Origin of the sequence: Mycobacterium alsense (assembly GCF_002086635.1) — a bacterium.
In the GTDB taxonomy this organism is placed as follows: domain Bacteria; phylum Actinomycetota; class Actinomycetes; order Mycobacteriales; family Mycobacteriaceae; genus Mycobacterium; species Mycobacterium alsense.
Window position 1 is genome coordinate 1 of record NZ_MVHD01000069.1, and the last position, 21251, is coordinate 21251.

Below are 21251 nucleotides of genomic sequence, written 5' to 3' on the forward strand. Positions count from 1 at the left end.
GCGGCACCAACAATTTCTCCTGCACCGGCGGCAACGGCGGTGGCGGTGGTCAGGGCGGTAACGGCGGGGCAGGCGGTAACGGCGCCGGCTCGCTCGGCGGCAGCACGGGCGCCAGCGGCGACGGCGGCACCGGCGGCACTGGCGGCGACGGCGGCACCACCAGCGTCACCGGCGCCCTCGCCGGCGACGGGGGGAACGGTGGTGCGGGTGGCTACGGCGTTCACGGCGGCGACGGCGGCAAGGGCGGCAACGGCGGCGCCGCCGGCATCGCCGGTGCCCTCAACGGCAACGGCGGCAACGGCGGCGACGGCGGCAACGGCGGCACCAACAATTTCTCCTGCACCGGCGGCAACGGCGGGGACGGCGGCGACGGCGGCGCCGCCAGCTTCACCGGCGCCGTCGGCGGCACGGGCGGCAACGGCGGCACCGGCGGCGCCGCCTTCCACGGCGGCAATGGCGGCAACGGCGGCGACGGCGGCGACGGAGTCCTCACCACCACCACCAGCGGCGCCATTGCCGGTGGTGGGGGCGGCGGCGGTGGCGCCGGGGGCGGAGGCGTCCAGGGCGGCAGCGGCGGCACCGGCGGTAAGGGAGGCGGCGCCGAAATAATCGATCCGAGCGCCGGCCTCGACGTCACCAGCACCGGCGGCGGCGGCGGTCAGGGCGGCGGCCCCTACTCGGTGGCGTTAGGCGGTGACGGTGGCGGTGGTGGCGGCGGTGCCGCCGTCAACGTCGGCGCCACCGCGATCACCGGCGGCACCGGCGGCACAGGCGCAAGCGTGCTTGGCGCCCCCAACACCGGCGGCGTCGGCGGCACGGGCGGCGCCGTCGCCGGGACCGCCGCCTCCGCCGTCGACGCCGCCGGTGGCGGCGGTGGCGGCGGCGGCACTGGCCTGCTCAGCCGCGGCGGCACCGGCGGCACCGGGGGCGCTGCCACCACGATCGCCGGCGGCGCCGGTGGCGCCGGCGGCAGCATCTTCGGCCAGGCCTTTGCCGGTAACAACGGCGCCGAAAGCGGCGGCGGCACCGGCGGCAACGGCGGCGGCTTTGTGCAAAATATCCCGGGCGCAGGCGGTGGTGGCGGCGGCGGCGGTGCCGTGGTCATCAGTGCTGGCGACGGCACCGCCACCGGCGGCGAGGGCGGCACCGGCGGCAACTAGCACCCGGGCGGGGCATCGGTGCGGGCGGAGGGACTCGAACCCTCAAGCTCTCACGAGCACCGGCACCTAAAACCGGCGTGTCTGCCAATTTCACCACGCCCGCAGCGTGCCGATCGTACCGCTCACGATGCCGCAGGAGCGGTCGGTGGCGGTAGGTTCGAGGGGTGCCCACTGAGCCTTCCCGCGGCCGTCGTCGCAGGCCCGCGCTGGTCGCCTTGGTGATCGTCGCGGCGTGCGGCTGCCTGGCGCTGGGCTGGTGGCAGTGGACGCGGTTCCAGTCGGCCTCGGGCACCTTCCAGAACCTGGGCTACGCGCTGCAGTGGCCGCTGTTCGCCTGGTTCTGCGTTTACGCGTACCGCAAGTTCGTGCGCTACGAAGAGGAGCCACCACCGCCGCGCAACACCGGCGAGATGACCGAGATACCCGCCGGGCTGCTTCCGGAGCGGCCCCAGCCGATACAGCCGCCACCCGACGATCCCGCGCTGCGGGAGTACAACGCCTACCTCGCCGAGCTCGCCAAGAAAGATGCCGAGAAGGAGAACAGGACAACCGCATGACCCCACCCGAGACACCGGCACCGGTCGTTCCCGCCGAGAAGATCCGCACCGCATTGCTCGCCTACCGGGTCATGGCGTGGACGACGGGCATCTGGCTGATCGCGCTGTGCTACGAGATCGTCTCGCACGTGGCCTTCCACCACGAGATCCGCTGGATCGAGGTGGTGCACGGCTGGGTCTATTTCGTCTACGTGCTCGCGGCGTTCAATCTGGCGATCAAGGTGCGCTGGCCGATCGCCAAGACCATCGGCGTGCTGCTGTCCGGCACCATCCCGCTGCTGGGCATCATCGTCGAGCACTTCCAGAGCAGAGACGTCAAGGCGCGCTTCGGGCTGTAGCGGTCGACCAGGCGCCTGCGGTCACACCGCCACGTGCGTCGCCGGCGGCACTCTGTTTGCCCGCCTCTGAGCGACAACTGGCGTCGCACAGCAGGTGTCGCTCTGAGGTGGGCAAGAGGTCACACGTTCGGCGGCCGGGACTGGTGTGACCGGTGTGGCTGGTGCCGTCGAAGGCTCACCCGAGCTCCCGCAGCGCCGGCACCAGCAGCGCCAGCGCGCGGCCGCGATGGGACACCGCGTCCTTTTCCGCCGGGCTCAGCTGCGCCGCGGTGCGGTCGCTTCCGGACGGGACGAACACCGGGTCGTAGCCGAACCCGCCCTCGCCGCGCGGCTCCCGCGCGATCGTCCCGGGCCACTCGCCGCGGACGACCGTCTCGTCCGCCTCGCCCGGCCCCCAGACCAGCGCGCAGGCCGACACGAACGCGGCGCCGCGCCGCGCGTCGGGCACGTCGCGCAACTGCGCCAGCAGCAGCGCGGTGTTGGCGGCGTCGTCGCCGTGGTTGCCGGACCAGCGCGCCGACAGCACGCCCGGCATGCCGTTCAAGGCGGCCACCTCCAGGCCCGAGTCGTCGGCCACCGCGGCCAGCCCCGTCGCGGCGAACGCGTCCCGCGCCTTGGCCAGCGCGTTGTCCTCGAAGGTCGGGCCCGCCTCGGGCGCCTCCTCGAACGGCGGCAGGTCGTCGAGCGACACCAGCGTCACCCGCGACAGGCCGGCACCGTCGAGCACCCGGCGCAGCTCGGCCAGCTTTTTCGTGTTGCGGCTGGCGACCAGCAGGCGGGTCAGCTGCCGAACGCCTTCGACGGCGCCGGCCGCTCGGGCAGCACCCCGGGGTACGGCAGCTCCAGCGCCGCACGCTGGGCGGCGAACAACTGATCGCAGGCGGCCAGCGCGGCGTCGAGCAGCTTGTCCAGCGTCGAGCGCGGAAACGTCGCGCCCTCGCCCGTGCCCTGGACCTCGACCAGCGTCCCGGTGTCGGTGGCGACGACGTTCATGTCGACCTCGGCGCGCGCATCCTCCTCGTAGGGCAGATCGACCCTGATGCGCCCGTCGACGACGCCGACACTGACCGCCGCGATCGCACACGACAGCGGCCGCGGGTCCGAGAGCTTGCCCGCGGCCGAGAGGTAGGTCACCGCGTCGGCCAGCGCGACGTAGGCGCCGGTGATGGCCGCGGTGCGGGTGCCGCCGTCGGCCTGCAGCACGTCGCAGTCGACGGCGATCGTGTTCTCCCCCAACGCCGCGAGGTCGATGCACGCCCGCAGCGACCGGCCGATCAGGCGGCTGATCTCCTGCGTGCGCCCGCTCAGCCGGCCCTTCACCGATTCGCGGTCGGAGCGCGTGTGGGTGGCCGACGGCAGCATGGCGTATTCCGCGGTCAGCCACCCCAGGCCCGATCCCTTGCGCCAGCGCGGCACCCCCTCGGTGACGCTGGCGGTGCACATGACCTTGGTGTGACCGAATTCGACCAGTACCGAACCGGCCGGGTGCTCCGTGAATCCGCGGGTGATGACCACGGGGCGGAGCTCGTCGTCAAGGCGGCCGTCTTCTCGTTTGGACACGACGCAACCCTAGCGCCGCGCGCTCAGACCCTTTCGGAGCGGCGGACGTCGAACGTCTCCCCGCACACCACCGCGTGCACCGGGCCGTCGAACTCGGCCTTGGCCTCGCTGATCACGTCCTCGCGCGAGGTCCACGGGGGGATGTGGGTCAGCAGCAGCTCGTGGACGCCGGCCTCAGCGGCGGCCTGGCCGGCCTGCGTCCCGGACAAATGCAGCGCGGATGGGCGGTCCGGCGCGTGGGTCCAGGATGCCTCGCAGAGAAACACGTCGGCGCCGCGGGCCAGCTCGACGAGCTGATCGCACGGCCCGGTGTCGCCGCTGTAGACGAACGAGGCGCCGCTGGGGTCGGTGATCCGCAGGCCATACGACTCGGTGGGGTGCGCCACCACCCGCGGCACCACCGTGAGCGCACCGAACGTCACCGGCTCGCCGTCGACCCAGTGACGGATGTCGAAGATGTCGGAGCAGTCGTCGATCTCGCCGCCGTAGGGCGACGACGCGGCGCCCAGCCGGGACCAGGTGTCGCTGGGGCCGTACAACAACGCCTTGCCCAGCGGGCGCGACGGGTGGTAGCGGCGCCACACGAACAGGCCCGGCAGATCCAGGCAATGGTCGGCGTGCAGATGCGACAGCAAAATGTGCACCGAACCGGGGTCGGCGAAGCGCTGCAACGCGCCGAGCACGCCGCCACCGAAGTCGAGTACCAGAGGCGGGGTATCAGGCGCCCGAAGTAGATAACCCGATGCCGGCGAATCCGGACCGACCACGCTGCCCGAGCAGCCGAGCACGGTTATTCGCACGGACACTACTGTGCCATGCCCGATGCAACGATGGAGAAAACATGGCCGCTTTGGTGCGATCGGAATGGCCCCCGCGCGGTCATCGCACGCGGGAGTGCTGCACGGGTTGGACGCCGGTGACCGCCGGACCCAGGAATCGCGCCGCCAGTTTGGTGAACGCGTCCGGGTCGCCGGTGGCCTCGAACACGCGCGAGGGCGGGGCGGCACCCGGATCGTCGGGGTGCGGGCGCAGCAGGTCCCGCTCGGTGAGCACGCGCAGCACCTCCTTGGCGGTTTCCTCCGCGCTCGACACCAGCGTGACGTCCTCGCCCATCGCCAGCTGGATCAGCCCGGACAGCAGCGGGTAGTGCGTGCAGCCGAGCACAAGGGTGTCGACCTGCGCGCGCTGCAGCGGCTCGAGGTAGCCCTCGGCCAGCCCGAGCACCTGACGCCCGCTGGTCACCCCGCGCTCGACGAAGTCGACGAAGCGCGGGCAGGCCACCGCGGTGATCTCGGTGTCGCGGGCGGCGGCGAACGCGTCCTGGTAGGCGTGGGAGTCGATGGTCGCCCGCGTGCCGATGACGCCGATGCGCCCGTTGCGGGTCGTGACGACGGCGCGGCGCACCGCCGGCAGGATCACCTCGACGACGGGCACGTCGTAGCGCTCCCGGGCGTCGCGCAGGCAGGCCGCCGACGCCGTGTTGCAGGCGATCACCAGCGCCTTGACGCCGCGGGCGACGAGGTCGTCGCCGATGGCCAGCGCGTGCGCGCGGACCTCGGGAATGCTGAGCGGACCGTACGGGCCGTTGGCGGTGTCACCGACGTAGACGATGTCCTCGTCGGGCAGCTGGTCGATGATCGCGCGCGCGACGGTCAGTCCCCCGACGCCGGAGTCGAAGACCCCGACGGGCGCCAACGGCGAACTCATGCCTTGGTCCGCCGCGCGCCGGCCTTCTTCGTCGCGCGGGCCTTGCGCTCCGGGCCCGACAGCACGTACGCCGCCAGCACGCCGGCCAGCGCGCCGCACAGGTGCCCCTGCCAGGACACACCGCCGCACCTGTCGAGGACCGGGACGGCGCTGACCAGGATGCCGCCGTAGGCGAACAGCACCACCAGGCCGGTGACGATGTCCCAGAACCGGCGCACGAATATCCCGAAGACGATCAGGAATGTCAGCCAGCCGAAAATCAGGCCCGAAGCGCCGATGTGGTCGGACTCGAAGCGGCAGGTGTCCCAGTTGCCGATGAGCCAGGTGCCGAAGCCGCCGACGATCCACACGATCGCGGTCGCCCAGACGAACCGTGACATGCCGGCCAGCGTCATCAGGAAGCCAAGCACCAGGGCGGGCACCGTGTTGGCGAACAGGTGCGTCCAGCTCCCGTGCAGGAAGGGCGCCCAGATGATGCCCCACAGCCCGTCGGCCTCCAGCGGCCTGATGCCATTGCGGTCCAGCGAGTGGTGCAGGAGCTGGTCGACGAGCTCGATGACGTACAGCAACGCCACGAACGTGAGGATGGTCGCCCCGCCGACCATCCATTCGGGTCGCTTCTTCGACCTCGTCGGCGCGCTCATGCCCATAGTTGCCCTTCCAGAGCCGTTTCGGCCTCGTCCAGGCTACCGGCATAGGCCCCGGTGGACAGGTACTTCCAGCCGGCGTCGGCGACCACGAAGGCGATGTCGGCGCGCTCACCGGACGTCAGCGCCTTCTGGCCCAGACCCAGCGCGGCGTGCAGCACGGCGCCGGTCGAGATGCCCGCGAAGATCCCCTCGGCGTCCACCAGCTCGCGAGTGCGGCGCACGGCGTCGGCCGCGCCGACGGAGTATCGGGCGGCCAGCACGTCCGGGTCGTACAGCTCCGGCACGAAGCCCTCGTCGATGTTGCGCAGCGCGTACACGCCCTCGCCGTAGCGGGGCTCGGCGGCCACGATCTTGACATCGGGGACGCGCTCGCGCAGGAACCGCCCGGTGCCCATCAGGGTGCCGGTGGTGCCGAGGCCGGCGACAAAGTGGGTGATCTCCGGCAGGTCGGCGAGCAGCTCGGGGCCGGTGCCGCGGTAGTGCGCGTCGGTGTTGGCGGGGTTGCCGTACTGGTACAGCAGCACCCACGACGGGTTGGCCGACGCCAGCTCCTTGGCCGTGGCCACGGCCGTGTTGGAGCCGCCCTCGGCCGGGGAGAAGATGATCTGCGCGCCGTAGAGCTCCAGCAGCTGGCGGCGTTCCACCGACGTGTTCTCGGGCATCACGCAGATCAGGCGGTAGCCCTTGAGCCGGGCGGCCATCGCCAGCGAGATCCCAGTGTTTCCGCTGGTCGGCTCGAGGATCGTCGCGCCGGGCGACAGCAGCCCGTCCTGCTCGGCCCGTTCGATCATCCGCAGCGCCGGCCGGTCCTTGATCGAGCCCGTCGGGTTGCGGTCCTCGAGCTTGGCCCACAACCGCACGTGCGGCCCGTCGCGGCCGTCATCCCACCGCGGCGACAGCCGTGGCAGGCCGACCAGCGGGGTGTTGCCGAGGGCCTGCAGCAGTGACGCGTGTCGGCTCATTCACCCGCCCGCCACGGCGGGCAGGATGGTGACCGAGTCGCCGTCGGCGACCGTGGTGTCCAGGCCGCCGGAGAACCGCACGTCCTCGTCGTTGACGTAGATGTTGACGAAGCGGTGCAGCGTGCCGCCATCGAGCAGGCGCTCGGAGATCCCGGAGTAGTTGGCCTCCAGGTCGTCGATGACCGCGCCGAGCGTGTCGCCGCTGGCCGAGACGCGCTTCTCGCCGCCGGTGTGGGGCCGCAGGATGGTCGGGATGGACACGGTGACGCTCACGAGTACTCCTCGACGATGTGGACGGGTTCTTCGGTGACGGCTCCGTCGACGATGCGGTAGCTGCGCAGCTCGTGGCGGGCCGGGTCGCGGGTGGACACCAGCACGTAGTGGGCGTCCGGTTCGGAGGCCAGGTTCACGTCGGTGCGGCTCGGGTAGGCCTCGGTCGCGGTGTGCGAGTGATAGACGACGACGGGCGCCTCGTCGGCGTTTTCCATCCCCCGCCACACCTTGAGCTGCTCGTGGGAGTCGAAGCGGTAGAACGTCGGCGAGCGTTCGGCGTTGGTCATCGGGATGTGCCGCTCGGGTCGGTCGGAGCCCTCCGGGCCGGCCAGCACCCCGCACGCCTCGTCGGGATGGTCGCGGCGCGCGTGGGCGACGATCGCCTCGACGAGGTCGGCGCGGATCACCAGCACGTCGGCCGCTACCCCCTTTTCCGGAATGCCCCGGGCAACACGTCGCGGTAGGTGGGTATTCCGGCCACCGATTCCGCGGCGAACACCCCGGCCAGCACCGCGCGGGCCAGGCAATCCGCGGCCGCCGCGCCGATCTCCGTGACCAGCCCGGTCTCGGGTGAGAACGCGGCGGGCGCCGGTTGCGCGCCCGCCGGCGGCGCCACCTCGACGGCGCCGGTGGCGAGCGCGAACACCGCGTCGCCGTCCAGCGGCGTGTGTGCCGGGCGGATGGTGCGGGCCAGCCCGTCGTGGGCGGCGATCGCCACCCGCCGGCACGCGGCCGGGGTCAGCGCGGCGTCGGTGGCGACCACCGCGACCGTCGTGTTCAGCGGGCTGTCCAGCGGATTCAGCGCCGAGGGCAGCCGCGCGAACGCGTCGACCTGGTCGGCCGGGGGCGCCGTGAGGTCGAACTCGGTGATCAGGTCGGCCATCCACGGCAGGCCGGTGGCGCGGTCGGCGACGTCGCCGGCGCAGTTCACCGCGACGATCGCGCCGACGGTGACACCGGGAGCGGCCGGCGTCGTCAAAGTCACGGACGCGGTCCCGAGACCGCCCTTGAGCGCCCCGGCGCGCGCCCCCACGCCCGCGCCGACGGTGCCGACCGCGGCCGCGCCGTCGGCGCTCGCGGCCTCGCAGGCCTGGTAACCGAAATCGGCGGTCGGGCGGCGGTCCCAGCCGCCGACGGGCAGGTCGAAGATCACCGCGCCCGGCACGATGGGCACCACGCCGCCGTCGGTGCCCACCCCGCGTTCCCGCTGCTCCAGCCAGCGCATGACGCCGTCCGCGGCGGCCAGGCCGAAGGCGCTGCCGCCGGCGATCAGCACGGCGTCGACGAACCGCACGGTGTTGGCGGGGTCGAGCAGGTCGGTCTCGCGGGTGCCGGGCGCCCCGCCGCGACAGTCGACGGCGCCGACGGTCCCGGGCGGGGTGAGCACCACGGTGACGCCGCACGCCCAGCCGGCGCCCAACGACGCGTCGGGGTCGAGTTTGTGGCAGTGCCCGACGCGGATGCCCCCGACGTCGGTGATGGAGTTCATTCGGCCGGCTTCCGCATCAGCGCCAGGACCAGGTATTCCTGCAACACGGTCAGCCACTGGTAAACGTCGAGGTGCACCGCCAGCGGATGGTCGGCCGGCAGGCGTTCCGGGCCCTGTGGGCCGATGTCGAGCATGACCCCCAGCGTCAACCGGATGTCGTTGACCGCCGCGATCCAGGCGTTCGCCTCCTCCTCGGTCAGCTCGAAGCGGCCGCCGCCCTGCGGAACGGTATCCAGAAGTTGTTTCGCCGCAGCGCGTTTGGCGTCGATGATCTCCGGCTCGCGCAGACTGCGCAGCGCGGCGTTGAGCCTGTCCGCGCCGTCGTCGTCCGACTCGGGGTCGTCGGCCTGGTGGAAATCCGGTAGCAGCCGGCGCAGCGTCGGATCGCGCGGCGGTTCGCTGTGTCCGGTCTTGATGCCGGTGATGTCGTGGAGTTCGTCTGCCGGCGCGGACGATTCGCGCTCGTCGAGCAGGCCGATCATCGCGCCGACGAGGTTCTGCAGCAGCGCGGCCTCATGCGCGGCCAAGCCGGACCGAAAACGGGGACCGTTGGCGGTCTCGACGCGCTTCCATTTGCGCACAAAAAATCCCGAACGGCCTCGAACCTCAACGGTCCTGCTGCATCGTTGCCCACAAACCGGCGGCGTGCAGCTTGGACACGTCGACTTCCATGGATTCCCGGCTGCCCGCCGAGACCACGGCCTTACCTTCGTTGTGCACCTGGAGCATCAGTTTGGTCGCGTGCGGCTCGCTGTAGCCGAACAGCTTCTGAAAGACATACGTCACATAAGTCATCAGGTTGACCGGGTCGTCCCAGACGATGGTGACCCACGGGCTTGCCGTGACCTCCACGGGAGCCGACTCGCGTTGCCCGGTCGTGCCCGGTTTGGTGGGCGCTGACGCAACAACCATGGCCTCCAGGATACCGAGGCTCGTGGCCGCCGCAGCCGGCCGTTACCGTTGCGGAATGAACGAGCCGGTCCTGGCCGGGCTGCTGACCGACAAGTACGAGCTGACCATGCTTGCGGCGGCGCTGCGGGACGGCACCGCGGGCCGGCGCACCACGTTCGAACTGTTCGCCCGCCGGCTCCCCGACGGCCGCCGCTACGGCGTGGTCGCGGGGACCGGCCGGCTCCTGGAAGCGTTGCCGCAGTTCAGGTTCGACGACGACGCGTGCGAATTGCTGGCCGGATTTCTCGACCCCGAGACCGTCGACTATCTGCGCGAGTACCGGTTCTGCGGCGACATCGACGGCTACGCCGAGGGCGAGCTGTACTTCCCCGGGTCGCCGGTGCTGTCGGTGACGGGCAGCTTCGCCGAATGTATCGTGATCGAAACCCTGGCGTTGTCCATCTTCAACCACGACACGGCGATCGCGTCGGCGGCGGCGCGCATGGTCAGCGCGGCAGGGGAACGCCCGCTGATCGAGATGGGCTCGCGCCGAACCCACGAACGGGCGGCGGTCGCGGCCGCCCGCGCCGCCTATATCGCCGGCTTCGCCGCCTCGTCCAACCTGGAGGCCCAGCGCCGATACGGGATACCTGCGGAGGGCACGGCCGCGCACGCGTTCACCATGCTGCACGCCCGGCCCGACTCCCCCGCGGAAGCGTCGGAGCTGGCGGCGTTCCGCGCCCAGGTCGACGCGCTGGGCACCGGCACCACGCTGCTGGTCGACACCTACGACGTGACCGCCGGCGTGGCCAACGCGGTGGCCGCCGGCGGCACCGCGCTGGGCGCCGTGCGCATCGACTCCGGCGAGCTCGGCGTGCTCGCCCGTCAGGTGCGCGAGCAACTCGACGGGCTGGGAGCCACGCAGACCCGCATCGTGGTGTCCGGCGACCTCGACGAGTTCGGCATCGCCGCGCTGCGCGCCGAGCCGGTGGACAGCTACGGCGTCGGCACGTCACTGGTGACCGGATCCGGCGCCCCGACCGCGAACATGGTCTACAAGCTGGTCGAAGTCGACGGCATGCCGGTGCAAAAGCGCAGCAGCCACAAGGAATCCCGCGGCGGTCGCAAGGAGGCGCTGCGCCTGGCGCGCCCGACCGGCACGATCACCGAGGAGGTTGTCCACCCGGCGGGCCGCGCACCGCAGACCACCGAACCGTGCCGGGTGCTGACGACGCCGCTGGTGCGCGGCGGCGAGGTGGTGTCTTGCGCGGACCTGGCGGCGGCGCGCGATCTGGCGGCGGCGGGGCTGCGCAGCCTGCCGTGGGAGGGCCTGAACTTGTCGAACGGCGAGCCCGCGATCCCGACGACACAAGTCCGGCGGTGATTTTCGCTACGGTCTACGACGTGCCCGAATCCGCGTCTTTGTCCGTGGATGAGCTGCTGGCCACCGCGGTGGCCGCGCTCGGCGGCAACGAGCGCCCCGGCCAGGTGGAGATGGCCGGTGCGGTCGAGCGGGCCTTCGACACCGGGGAGCACCTCGTCGTGCAGGCGGGCACCGGCACCGGCAAGTCGCTGGCCTATCTGGTCCCCGCCGTCGTCCGCGCGCTCGCCGACGAATCGCCCGTCGTCGTGTCGACGGCGACGATCGCGCTGCAGCGGCAGCTCGTCGATCGCGACCTGCCCCGGCTGGCCGACTCGCTGGTCGGCGCGCTGCCCCGGCGGCCGCGCTTCGCGCTGCTGAAGGGGCGGCGAAATTACCTGTGCCTGAACAAGATTCACGGTAACACCGCGGGTGGGGACGCCGATGATGGTCCGGACGACGAGGGGCCGCAGGAGGAGCTCTTCGACCCGGTGGCGGCCACCGCGCTGGGCCGCGACGTGCAGCGGCTCACCGCCTGGGCGTCGACGACCGACACCGGCGATCGCGACGACCTGAAGCCCGGCGTGCCGGACCGGTCCTGGTCGCAGGTGAGCGTCTCGGCGCGGGAATGCCTGGGCGTGGCGCGCTGCCCGTTCGGCTCCGAGTGCTTCTCCGAACGGGCCCGCGGCCTGGCCGGCGCCGCCGATGTCGTCGTCACCAACCACGCGCTGCTGGCCATCGACGCCGTCGCCGAATCGGCGGTGCTGCCCGAGCACGGGCTGCTGGTGGTCGACGAGGCACACGAGTTGGTGGACCGGGTGACGTCGGTGGCCACCGCGGAGCTGACATCGGCCGCGCTCGGCGTCGTGGCTCGGCGCATCACCCGGCTGGTTGATCCCGAGCTGACCCAGCGGCTGGAGGCGACGACGGCCAACTTCGCCGCGGCCATCCACGACGCCCGGCCCGGCCGCATCGACCGCCTCGACGAGGAGATGGCCACCTACCTGACCGCGCTACGCGACGTGGCCGGCGCCGCGCGGTCGGCGATCGATACCACCAGCGACACGAAGGCGGCCGCGGCGCGCGCCGAAGCCGTTGCGGCGCTGAGTGAAATCTCGGAGACCGCGTCGCGGATCCTGGCCTCGTTCGGCCCGGCCATCCCGGACCGCACCGACGTGGTGTGGCTCGATCACGAGGACAACCGGGGCTCGGTGCGGCCGGTGTTGCGGGTGGCGCCGCTGTCGGTCGCCGACCTGCTGCGCGAGGAGGTGTTCTCGCGTTCGACGACGGTGCTGACCTCGGCGACGCTTTCGATCGGCGGGTCGTTCGACGCGATGGCCGCGGCCTGGGGCCTGGCCGGCTCCGCCGACGGGCAACCCTGGCGCGGGCTCGACGTCGGGTCGCCGTTCCAGCACGCCAAGGCCGGAATCCTCTACGTGGCGGCGCATTTGCCGCCGCCGGGCCGCGATGGCACCGGCTCGGCCGAGCAGCTCACCGAGATCGCCGAGCTCGTCACCGCCGCCGGCGGGCGCACGCTGGGGCTGTTCTCGTCGATGCGGGCCGCGCGGGCCGCCGCAGAGGCGATGCGCGGGCGGCTGACGACGCCGGTGCTGTGTCAGGGCGACGACAGCACGTCGGCGCTGGTCGAGCAGTTCAGCGCCGACGAGGAGACCTCGTTGTTCGGCACCCTGTCGCTGTGGCAGGGCGTCGACGTGCCGGGGCCGTCGCTGTCGCTGGTGCTCATCGACCGCATCCCGTTCCCCCGGCCCGACGACCCGCTGCTGGGCGCGCGGCAACGCGCGGTGGCCGCGCGCGGCGGCAACGGCTTCATGGCCGTCGCCGCAAGCCACGCCGCGCTGCTGCTCGCGCAGGGATCGGGTCGGTTGCTGCGCCGCATCGACGACCGCGGCGTCGTCGCGGTGCTGGACTCCCGGATGGTGACGGCGCGCTACGGAAGCTACCTGCGCGCGTCGCTGCCGCCGTATTGGCAGACCACCGACGGCGAACAGGTCCGCGCGGCGCTGCGGCGGCTGCGCGCCTGAATCGCCTTGTTTGCGCCGGACATGAATCAGGGCACACCAGTGCGGCGCGTCTTGTGCGTGGTCGATGTGTCGCGGGACGACGGGCGGAACGATCAGGCCAGCGTGACCAGGCCCAGCTCGTTGGCGTCGGCAAGCATCGGGTGGCGCGGCAGCACGCGCACCGTGTACCCGACCGTGCCCGCCAACGGCAGGGACATCGTCGTCGAAAAAACCTGATTGCCGCCCTCGGCGGTGCCGGTGTACGACATGTCGACGGTGAGCGGTTCGAGCAGCGCGTCGCCGGCGTCCACCCGGCCCACCACCGCTTGGACCGTGACCTCGTCGGGCGCCAGCCCGCCCAGTTGCACCGTCGCGGTCAGGGTGAGCTTCGACCCCAGCACCGGGGTGTCGGGCAGGCCGGTGCTGTCGACGTCGGTGATGTCGATCTTCGGCCAGGCCCGCTCGGCGCGCGCCCGATAGGCGGCCAGTTCGCGCGCGGCATCGAACTCAGCTCCGCCCTCGGGCGCCGAGACGGTGCTGCGCAGCGACTGGGCCGCCGACGTGTAGTAGTCCTCGACGTAGTCACGCACCATCCGCGACGCCAGCACCTTGGGGCCCAGCGTCTGCAGGGTGTGGCGCACCATCTCGATCCAGCGCGGGGGCACCCCGTGCTCGTCGCGCTCGTAGAACTTCGGCGCCACCGCCTCTTCCAGCAGGTCGTAGAGCTTGCCGGCTTCCAGGTCGTCGCGGCGGCCCTCGTCGGACAGACCGTCGGCGGACGGTATCTCCCAACCGTTTTCGCCGTCATAACATTCGTCCCACCAGCCGTCGCGGATGGACAGGTTCAGCCCGCCGTTGAGCGCGCTCTTCATCCCCGAGGTGCCGCAGGCCTCCAGCGGCCGCAGCGGGTTGTTCAGCCAGACGTCGCAGCCCCAATACAGCAACCGGGCCATGGACATGTCGTAGTCGGGCAGAAACGCGATGCGGTGGCGCACCTCGGGCCGGTCGGCGTACCGCACCACCTGCTGGATCAGCGCCTTGCCTCCGTCGTCGGCGGGGTGCGACTTTCCGGCGACGATGAGCTGGATCGGCCTTTCCTCGTTGAGCAGGAGCTGTTCGAGCCGGGCGGGATCGCGCAGCATCAGCGTCAGGCGCTTGTAGGTCGGCACCCGCCGGGCGAACCCGACCGTCAGCACATTGGGATCGAAAGCCGTTGCGATCCAACCCAATTCGGCATCCGACGCGCCACGCTCCAACCACGATCGGCGCAACCGCACCCGGACGTCCTCGACCAGCAGCGCCCGCAGTTGCGAGCGGATCCACCACAGGTGGCCCGCGTCGACCTCCTTCAGGCGCAGCCACACACCCGGATCGCCGAACGAGTCCGACCCGGCCAGTTCGCGGCCCAGCTGCAACCACTGCGGGGCCGCCCAGGTGCGAGCGTGAACCCCGTTGGTGATCGAGCCGATCGGCACCTCGTCGGCGTTGAATCCCCGCCACAGCTCGTTGAACATGGCCCGGCTGACCCGGCCGTGCAGCAGCGAGACGCCGTTGGCCCGTTGCGCCAGCCGGAGGCCCATGTGAGCCATGTTGAACTTGGTCGGGTCGTCCTCGGCGCCGAGGGCCAGGATCCGGTCCGTCGGCACGCCCGGGAGCAGGACCGGCCCGCCCTCGACGTCCCGGTCCGCGTCGCTGTCGTCATCGACGGCGCCGTCGAAGTAGAGCCGCACCATGCCCACCGGGAAGCGGTCGATGCCCGCGGCCACCGGGGTATGGGTGGTGAACACGGTCGACGACCGCACGACGGTCAGCGCGGCGTCGAAGTCCAGCCCGGATTCGGTGATCAGCTCGCGGATGCGTTCGGCGCCGAGGAAGCCGGCATGCCCCTCGTTCATGTGCCACACCTCGGGCGCGGGCAGCCCCTCGATGGCGGTGAACGCGCGGATCGCCCTTACCCCGCCGATGCCGGCCAGCAGCTCCTGGCGCATCCGGTGTTCCTGGTCGCCGCCGTAGAGGCGGTCGGTGACGCCGCGCAGGTCGTGCTCGTTCTCGGGGACGTCGGAATCCAGCAGGAGCAGCGGAACCCGGCCGACCTGCGCGACCCAGATCCGCGCCCGCAGCTGCGCGGAGTCGGGCAGGTTCAGCTCGACGAGGGCCGGCTCGCCGGTCGCGTCGGTGAGCAGCCGCAGCGGCAGCCCCTGCGGGTCCAGCGACGGGTAGGTCTCGTGCTGCCACCCCTCGGCGGTCAGCGACTGCCGGAAATACCCGGAGCGGTAATACAGCCCCACCGCGATGAGCGGCACCCCCAGATCCGAGGCGGATTTCAGGTGGTCGCCCGCGAGGATGCCCAGGCCGCCCGAATAGTTGGGCAGCACCTCGGCGACGCCGAACTCCATCGAGAAGTACGCGATCGAGGTGGGCACCGGCACACCCGCCTGCTGGCGCTGCTGGTACCACAGCGGACGGGTCAAGTAGTCGTTGAGGTCGGCCGCCAGTTCATCGAGGCGGCCCAGGAACCCTTCGTCGAGCGCCAGCTCGTCGAGCCGGGCCGGTTTCACCGCGCCCAGCAGGGCGACCGGATCGCGGCTGCACCGCTCCCACAGGGCGGGCTCGATGGTCTCGAACAGATCCTGGGTCGGCTTGTCCCATGACCACCGCAGGTTGTTCGACAGCTGGTCCAGCGCGGCGAGACGCTCGGGCAGATGAGCTCGGACCGTAAACCGGCGGAGGGCTTTCACGCGTCTCTACCTTACTGAGGATTCCGACGCGCGCATGGCGATGTGAGCGTCGCTTTCGGCCAGCGGCGGTGTGTGACCGGACACTAGGGTGGGTATCGGTCAGTAATTGGGGCCCACCGATGCGCCCCAGTCAGGAAGTCCCCACGACAGGAAGTTTCTGAGACGAGAGGCATTCCGCAACGCAGCACTCCGCGGTTTGGCCGCACACAATCGGAGACATCGAAACCGACGGTGACGATGCGGTCCGCGGAGCGGGCCGAGGAGGAGTGGTTGTGCCCGGTCGTATCGAGATCGACAACGTCCAGCCCGTCGTCTCCTGCGGCGCGTATCCGGCCAAGGCCGTCGTCGGTGAGATGGTTCCGGTCAGCGCCGCGGTGTGGCGAGAGGGCCACGAGGCGGTCGCCGCGACCCTCGTGGTGCGCTACCAGGGACCGCGCTATCCGCAGGTGACGGAGGCACGGCGCATCAGGGCCGTGCAGGCGCCAGCGCGCCCCTCGCCCGCGCTGGACGGCAAGGCCGCCGAGGCGCGCGCCAAGCCCCAGCTGCTTCCGATGACGGAGGGTTTGGAACCGTACGTGTTCCACGGGGTGTTCACCCCCGATCGCGTCGGGCTGTGGACCTTTCGCGTCGACGGGTGGGGCGACCCCATCGCATCCTGGCGCCACGGGCTGGTCGCCAAGCTGGACGCCGGCCAGGGCGAGACGGAGCTGTCCAACGACCTTTTGGTCGGGGCCGCGCTGTTCGAGCGCGCCGCGGCAGGGGTGCCGCGGGCGCGGCGCGAACCGCTGCTGGTGGCGGCCGAGGCGCTGCGCACCCCCGGCGACCCGGTCACCCGCACCGCGCTTGCGCTGGCTCCCCAGATCGAGGAGATCCTGGCCGAACATCCGCTGCGCGACCTGGTCACCCGCGGCGAACAGTTCGGGGTGTGGGTCGACCGACCGCTGGCCCGCTTCGGCGCGTGGTACGAAATGTTCCCCCGCTCGACGGGCGGGTGGGACGCGAACGGCAAGCCGGTGCACGGCACCTTCGCCACGGCGGCCGCGCAACTGCCGCGGATCGCGGACATGGGCTTCGACGTCGTCTACCTGCCGCCGATCCACCCGATCGGCAGGGTGCACCGCAAGGGGCGCAACAACTCCCCGTCCGCCGCCCCCGGAGACGTCGGATCGCCGTGGGCGATCGGCAGCGACGAGGGCGGCCACGATGCTGTCCACCCCGCGCTGGGCACGATCGACGACTTCGACGACTTCGTTTCCGCCGCACGCGATTTGGGTCTCGAGGTGGCGCTGGACCTGGCGCTGCAATGCACCCCGGACCATCCATGGGTCCGTGAACACCGCGAGTGGTTCACCGAGTTGCCGGACGGCACCATCGCCTACGCCGAAAACCCGCCGAAGAAATATCAGGACATCTACCCGATCAACTTCGACAACGACCCCGCCGGCCTCTACGACGAGGTGCTGCGGGTGGTCCGGCACTGGATGGACCACGGCGTCAAGTTCTTTCGCGTCGACAACCCACACACCAAGCCGCCCGACTTCTGGGCCTGGCTGATCGGCCAGGTCAAAGCCGTCGACCCCGACGTGCTGTTCCTGTCCGAGGCCTTCACTCCGCCGGTCCGCCAGTACGGGCTGGCCAAGCTCGGCTTCACCCAGTCCTACACCTACTTCACGTGGCGGACGGCCAAGTGGGAACTGACCGAATTCGGCGATGACATCGCCGCCCTGGCGGACTTTCGCCGGCCTAACCTGTTCGTCAATACCCCCGACATCCTGCACGCGGTGCTGCAGCACAACGGCCCGGGCATGTTCGCCATCCGCGCGGTGCTGGCGGCGACGATGGGTCCGGCCTGGGGGGTCTACTCGGGCTACGAGCTGTTCGAGCACCGCCCGGTGCGCGAGGGCAGCGAGGAGTACCTGAACTCCGAAAAGTACGAACTGCGTCCGCGTGACTTCGCGGCGGCCCTCGCCGAGGGCCGATCGCTCGAACCGTTCATCAAGCAGCTCAACACGATTCGCCGCCTGCATCCCGCCCTGCAGCAGCTGCGTACGATCCACTTCCACGGTGTGGACAACGACGCGCTGCTGGCCTACAGCAAGTTCGACCCCGCCACCGGCGACTGCGTGTTGGTGGTGGTGACGCTCAACGCGTTCGGTGCCGAGGAGGCGACGCTGTGGTTGGACGTGGAGGCATTGGGTATGGAGCCCTATGAGAGGTTTTGGGTTCGCGACGAGATCACCGGACAGGAATTCCAATGGGGGCAATCGAATTACATTCGCCTCGACCCGGCGCAGGCGGTCGCGCACATCATCAACATGCCGCTCGTACCGTACGAATCCCGGATCACGCTGCTGCGTAGGAGGTGACCGGCTGTGAGCCGAACCGACGAACTCGCTGGGTTAGACCTGGCGCCCGACCCGGCCGACGTGGCGCGCCTGGTGGCCGGCGCGCACTACAACCCGCACGGCATCCTGGGCGCCCATGAGTACGGCGACCACACCGTCATCCGGGCGTTCCGCCCGCACGCGCGCGAGGTGGTCGCGCTCGTCGGGTCCGACCGGTTCCCGTTGCGGCACATCGACTCCGGTCTGTTCGCCGTCGCGCTGCCGTTCGTCAACCTGATCGATTACCGCCTGGAGGTGACCTACGAGGGTTCCGAGCCCTTCGTCGTGGCCGACGCCTACCGCTTCCTGCCCACCCTGGGCGACGTCGACCTCCATCTGTTCAACGAGGGCCGCCACGAGCGACTCTGGGAGGTCCTCGGCGCCCATCCCCGCTCGTTCACCACCGCCGACGGCGTCGTAAACGGGGTGTCGTTCGCCGTCTGGGCTCCCAACGCCAAGGGCGTCAGCCTGATCGGCGAGTTCAACGGCTGGACCGGCAGCGAGGCGCCCATGCGGGTGCTCGGCTCCTCCGGGGTGTGGGAGCTGTTCTGGCCCGGTTTCCCGATCGGCGGGCTGTACAAGTTTCGCGTGCACGGCGCCGACGGTGTGCTGACCGAGCGGGCCGACCCGTTCGCCTTCGCCACCGAGGTGCCGCCACACACCGCATCGCGGGTGACACACAGCGACTACACCTGGGAGGACGCCGACTGGATGGCGCGTCGCGCGCAGCGCAACCCGGTGTTCGAGCCGATGTCCACCTACGAGGTCCACCTGGGGTCGTGGCGCCCGGGGCTCAGCTACCGCCAACTCGCCCGCGAACTGACCGACTACGTCGTGGAGCACGGGTTTACCCATGTCGAGCTGCTGCCGGTCGCCGAGCACCCGTTCGCCGGGTCGTGGGGATACCAGGTCACCTCGTACTACGCCCCGACCTCGCGGTTCGGCACGCCGGACGACTTTCGGGCGCTGGTCGACGCGCTGCACCGGGCCGGGATCGGCGTCATCGTGGACTGGGTGCCGGCGCACTTCCCGAAGGACGCCTGGGCGCTGGGCCGCTTCGACGGCACCCCGCTCTACGAGCACGCCGACCCCACGCGCGGCGAGCAACTCGATTGGGGCACTTACGTGTTCGATTTCGGCCGCGCCGAAGTGCGCAACTTCCTGGTGGCCAACGCGTTGTACTGGCTCGAGGAGTACCACGTCGACGGCCTGCGGGTGGACGCCGTCGCGTCGATGCTCTACCTGGACTACTCGCGTTCCGAGGGCGGCTGGACGCCGAACATCTACGGCGGGCGGGAGAACCTGGAGGCGGTGCAGTTCCTGCAGGAGATGAACGCCACGGCCCACAAAGCCGCGCCCGGGATCGTCACCATCGCCGAGGAGTCCACGTCGTGGCCCGGCGTCACGCGGCCGACCAACCTCGGCGGCCTTGGGTTCTCGATGAAGTGGAACATGGGCTGGATGCACGACACCCTCGACTACCTCAGCCGCGACCCGATCTACCGCAGCTTCCACCACCACGAGATGACCTTCTCGATGCTGTACGCGTTCAGCGAGAATTACGTGCTGCCGCTCAGCCACGACGAGGTGGTGCACGGCAAGGGCACGCTGTGGGGGCGGATGCCGGGCAACAACCATGTCAAAGCCGCCGGCCTGCGCAGCCTGCTCGCCTATCAATGGGCGCATCCGGGCAAGCAATTGTTATTCATGGGCCAGGAATTCGGCCAGCGCGCCGAGTGGTCCGAGGAACGTGGCCTGGATTGGTGGCAGCTCGACGAACAGGGTTTTTCCAACGGTGTTCTGCGCCTCGTGCACGACATCAATCAGATCTACCGGAGCCGCCCCGCGCTGTGGAGCCAGGACACCATTCCTGACGGCTATTCCTGGATCGACGCCAACGACTCCGCCAACAACGTGCTGAGCTTCCTGCGATACGGCAAAGACGGATCGGTAATGGCCTGCGTATTCAATTTCGCGGGCTCCGAGCACAGCGGCTACCGGCTGGGCCTGCCGGCCGCCGGGCGCTGGCGCGAGGTGCTCAACACCGATGCGACGGCCTACAACGGCGCGGGAATCGGCAACTTGGGCGGCGTCGACGCCACCGAAGACCCGTGGCACGGCCGGCCCGCCTCGGCGGTAATGGTCCTGCCGCCTACCTCGGCGTTGTGGTTCGAACCCGAATAGGGAGCATCCATAAGTTCGCGAAATTAGATAACAATTTCCCTTGTAATCTATTTACATGGGCTCGCGTCGCGCTATGATTCGCTGCCTAATCGATACCGATGGTGATCGCAGCCCGGTCACCATCGGCAACTGAATTTGCTGCTGGAGGCGACGGATGTCATTCGTATTCGCGATCCCTGAAACTGTTTCGGCGGCGGCATCGAATTTAGCCAGTATCGGCTCGACAATCAGCACGGCGACCACGAGCGCGGCGGCTCCGACGACCGGCGTGGTGGCCGCGGCCGCCGACGAGGTGTCCGTGAGCATCGCCGCGCTGTTTTCCTCGCACGCCCAGGAGTACCAGGCAATCAGCGCCCAGGTGGAGGCCTTCCATTCGCAGTTCGTGGCGGCGCTGAGCGCGGGCGGGGCGTCCTACGCCGCCACCGAGGCCGCCAACGTGACGCCGCTGCAGGCCGTTGAGCAGCAACTGCTCGGCGCGATAAACACGCCCACCGAGCTCCTGCTGGGGCGCCCGCTGATCGGCAACGGGGCCAACGCGCCGTCGGGCAGCGGGGCGGCCGGCCAGGCCGGCGGGCTGTTGATCGGCAACGGTGGCGCCGGCGGGTCCGGCGGGCCCGGCCAGCCCGGCGGCCCCGGCGGGCCCGCGGGGCTGTTCGGCACCGGCGGGCCCGGTGGAGTGGGCGGCGCCGCCATCACGACCACGGGCAACGGTGCGGCCGGCGGGGCCGGCGGCCGCGGCGGCCTGCTGTGGGGGGGCGGCGGTGTCGGCGGGTACGGCGGAATAGCAGGCGACGATGCCGGGGCCGGCGGCGTGGGCGGCGCCGGTGGCGCCGGCGGGCTGTTCGGCGTCGGCGGCGCCGGCGGACACGGTGGGGTGGGCATCTCCGGCGGAAACGGCGGAGCCGGCGGAGCAGGCGGGCTGTTCGCCGCCGGTGGCACCGGTGGGGCCGGCGGGGCCGCGGGCGACGACGGGGGCA

At 70.9% G+C, this 21251-nt stretch carries 20 protein-coding genes, 1 tRNA gene and 1 pseudogene; 8 read left to right on the top strand and 14 right to left on the bottom strand.

Features of this window, described 5'->3' with window-relative positions; genetic code table 11:
• Nucleotides 1–1160: pseudogene (locus tag BST11_RS27710) on the top strand (PE family protein); the annotation flags it as partial.
• A 19-nt stretch (nt 1161–1179) separates the two neighbouring features.
• Here the strand turns inward: BST11_RS27710 and BST11_RS24410 are convergent.
• Nucleotides 1180–1263: transfer RNA gene (locus BST11_RS24410), tRNA-Leu, on the bottom strand.
• A 61-nt stretch (nt 1264–1324) separates the two neighbouring features.
• On the opposite strand from BST11_RS24410, the gene BST11_RS24415 reads away from it, so the two are divergent.
• Both BST11_RS24415 and BST11_RS24420 read left to right on the top strand, forming a co-directional pair.
• Nucleotides 1325–1717 (top strand): hypothetical protein, encoded by a 393-nt coding sequence (locus BST11_RS24415; protein WP_083140819.1) that lies wholly within the window; start codon nt 1325–1327, stop codon nt 1715–1717.
• Nucleotides 1714–2055: a DUF3817 domain-containing protein gene (locus BST11_RS24420; protein WP_083140820.1), complete on the top strand. Its 342-nt coding sequence runs from the start codon at nt 1714–1716 to the stop codon at nt 2053–2055. Before BST11_RS24415 ends, BST11_RS24420 begins: the two co-directional genes overlap by 4 nt.
• Before the next feature lie 175 nt (nt 2056–2230).
• Here BST11_RS24420 and rdgB read toward each other — a convergent pair whose 3' ends face one another.
• From rdgB to clpS, 11 genes are all read right to left on the bottom strand, one after another.
• The gene (gene rdgB, locus BST11_RS24425) at nt 2231–2839 is read right to left on the bottom strand and encodes an RdgB/HAM1 family non-canonical purine NTP pyrophosphatase (protein WP_083140834.1); all 609 of its coding nucleotides are present in this window, start codon (nt 2837–2839) and stop codon (nt 2231–2233) included.
• Nucleotides 2836–3615: a ribonuclease PH gene (rph, locus tag BST11_RS24430; RefSeq protein ID WP_083140821.1), complete on the bottom strand. Its 780-nt coding sequence runs from the start codon at nt 3613–3615 to the stop codon at nt 2836–2838. Before rph ends, rdgB begins: the two co-directional genes overlap by 4 nt.
• 23 nt (nt 3616–3638) lie before the next feature.
• Nucleotides 3639–4421, bottom strand: coding sequence for a cyclic nucleotide-degrading phosphodiesterase (locus BST11_RS24435; protein WP_083140822.1), 783 nt, complete (start codon nt 4419–4421; stop codon nt 3639–3641).
• Nucleotides 4422–4494: 73 nt separating this feature from the next.
• Entirely contained in the window at nt 4495–5322 is an 828-nt protein-coding gene (gene murI, locus BST11_RS24440; RefSeq protein WP_083140823.1) for a glutamate racemase, read from the bottom strand.
• On the bottom strand, nt 5319–5972 hold the full coding sequence (locus BST11_RS24445) for a rhomboid family intramembrane serine protease (protein ID WP_083140824.1): 654 nt from the start codon (nt 5970–5972) through the stop codon (nt 5319–5321). The genes murI and BST11_RS24445 overlap by 4 nt, the downstream gene beginning before the upstream one ends.
• On the bottom strand, nt 5963–6934 hold the full coding sequence (locus BST11_RS24450; protein WP_083140825.1) for a cysteine synthase: 972 nt from the start codon (nt 6932–6934) through the stop codon (nt 5963–5965). Before BST11_RS24450 ends, BST11_RS24445 begins: the two co-directional genes overlap by 10 nt.
• Nucleotides 6935–7207: a MoaD/ThiS family protein gene (locus tag BST11_RS24455; protein ID WP_083140826.1), complete on the bottom strand. Its 273-nt coding sequence runs from the start codon at nt 7205–7207 to the stop codon at nt 6935–6937.
• On the bottom strand, nt 7204–7620 hold the full coding sequence (locus BST11_RS24460) for a M67 family metallopeptidase (RefSeq protein ID WP_083140827.1): 417 nt from the start codon (nt 7618–7620) through the stop codon (nt 7204–7206). The genes BST11_RS24455 and BST11_RS24460 overlap by 4 nt, the downstream gene beginning before the upstream one ends.
• A gap of 8 nt (nt 7621–7628) precedes the next feature.
• Nucleotides 7629–8696, bottom strand: a complete 1068-nt coding sequence (locus BST11_RS24465) for a P1 family peptidase (protein WP_083140828.1) — start codon at nt 8694–8696, stop codon at nt 7629–7631.
• Nucleotides 8693–9277 carry an oxidative stress transcriptional regulator AosR gene (gene aosR / locus BST11_RS24470; protein WP_083140829.1) on the bottom strand — a complete coding sequence of 195 codons (585 nt, stop codon included), beginning with the start codon at nt 9275–9277 and terminating at the stop codon, nt 8693–8695. Before aosR ends, BST11_RS24465 begins: the two co-directional genes overlap by 4 nt.
• 25 nt (nt 9278–9302) lie before the next feature.
• Nucleotides 9303–9608 (bottom strand): ATP-dependent Clp protease adapter ClpS, encoded by a 306-nt coding sequence (gene clpS / locus BST11_RS24475; RefSeq protein WP_067316655.1) that lies wholly within the window; start codon nt 9606–9608, stop codon nt 9303–9305.
• A 55-nt stretch (nt 9609–9663) separates the two neighbouring features.
• On the opposite strand from clpS, the gene BST11_RS24480 reads away from it, so the two are divergent.
• Both BST11_RS24480 and BST11_RS24485 read left to right on the top strand, forming a co-directional pair.
• Nucleotides 9664–10971 (top strand): nicotinate phosphoribosyltransferase, encoded by a 1308-nt coding sequence (locus BST11_RS24480; RefSeq protein WP_083140830.1) that lies wholly within the window; start codon nt 9664–9666, stop codon nt 10969–10971.
• Between the two features lie 20 nt (nt 10972–10991).
• On the top strand, nt 10992–12989 hold the full coding sequence (locus tag BST11_RS24485; protein WP_083140835.1) for an ATP-dependent DNA helicase: 1998 nt from the start codon (nt 10992–10994) through the stop codon (nt 12987–12989).
• A gap of 92 nt (nt 12990–13081) precedes the next feature.
• On the opposite strand, the gene glgP is transcribed toward BST11_RS24485, so the two are convergent.
• Nucleotides 13082–15706 (bottom strand): alpha-glucan family phosphorylase, encoded by a 2625-nt coding sequence (gene glgP, locus BST11_RS24490; RefSeq protein WP_083140831.1) that lies wholly within the window; start codon nt 15704–15706, stop codon nt 13082–13084.
• A 266-nt stretch (nt 15707–15972) separates the two neighbouring features.
• On the opposite strand from glgP, the gene BST11_RS24495 reads away from it, so the two are divergent.
• Both BST11_RS24495 and glgB read left to right on the top strand, forming a co-directional pair.
• Nucleotides 15973–18072: an alpha-1,4-glucan--maltose-1-phosphate maltosyltransferase gene (locus BST11_RS24495; RefSeq protein WP_083140832.1), complete on the top strand. Its 2100-nt coding sequence runs from the start codon at nt 15973–15975 to the stop codon at nt 18070–18072.
• Between the two features lie 6 nt (nt 18073–18078).
• Complete coding sequence (gene glgB / locus BST11_RS24500; protein WP_083140833.1) at nt 18079–20274, top strand: 1,4-alpha-glucan branching protein GlgB; 2196 nt, start codon at nt 18079–18081, stop codon at nt 20272–20274.
• A 51-nt stretch (nt 20275–20325) separates the two neighbouring features.
• Here the strand turns inward: glgB and BST11_RS28750 are convergent, their stop codons facing one another.
• Complete coding sequence (locus tag BST11_RS28750; protein ID WP_244897770.1) at nt 20326–20580, bottom strand: hypothetical protein; 255 nt, start codon at nt 20578–20580, stop codon at nt 20326–20328.
• Here BST11_RS28750 and BST11_RS24505 point away from each other — a divergent pair.
• A partial coding sequence (locus BST11_RS24505) for a PE family protein (protein WP_244897769.1) occupies nt 20489–21251 on the top strand: 763 nt, incomplete at its 3' end. The two genes, BST11_RS28750 and BST11_RS24505, sit on opposite strands and share 92 nt — an antisense overlap.

What these genes read in the sequence shown, in the direction of transcription:
- BST11_RS24420 (WP_083140820.1), top strand. Translation starts at nt 1,714, where the DNA reads ATGACCCCACCCGAGACACCGGCACCGGTCGTTCCCGCCGAGAAGATC.
- murI (WP_083140823.1), bottom strand. Translation starts at nt 5,322, where the DNA reads ATGAGTTCGCCGTTGGCGCCCGTCGGGGTCTTCGACTCCGGCGTCGGG.
- BST11_RS24445 (WP_083140824.1), bottom strand. Translation starts at nt 5,972, where the DNA reads ATGGGCATGAGCGCGCCGACGAGGTCGAAGAAGCGACCCGAATGGATG.
- BST11_RS24450 (WP_083140825.1), bottom strand. Translation starts at nt 6,934, where the DNA reads ATGAGCCGACACGCGTCACTGCTGCAGGCCCTCGGCAACACCCCGCTG.
- BST11_RS24465 (WP_083140828.1), bottom strand. Translation starts at nt 8,696, where the DNA reads ATGAACTCCATCACCGACGTCGGGGGCATCCGCGTCGGGCACTGCCAC.
- clpS (WP_067316655.1), bottom strand. Translation starts at nt 9,608, where the DNA reads ATGGTTGTTGCGTCAGCGCCCACCAAACCGGGCACGACCGGGCAACGC.
- BST11_RS24480 (WP_083140830.1), top strand. Translation starts at nt 9,664, where the DNA reads ATGAACGAGCCGGTCCTGGCCGGGCTGCTGACCGACAAGTACGAGCTG.
- BST11_RS28750 (WP_244897770.1), bottom strand. Translation starts at nt 20,580, where the DNA reads ATGCTCACGGACACCTCGTCGGCGGCCGCGGCCACCACGCCGGTCGTC.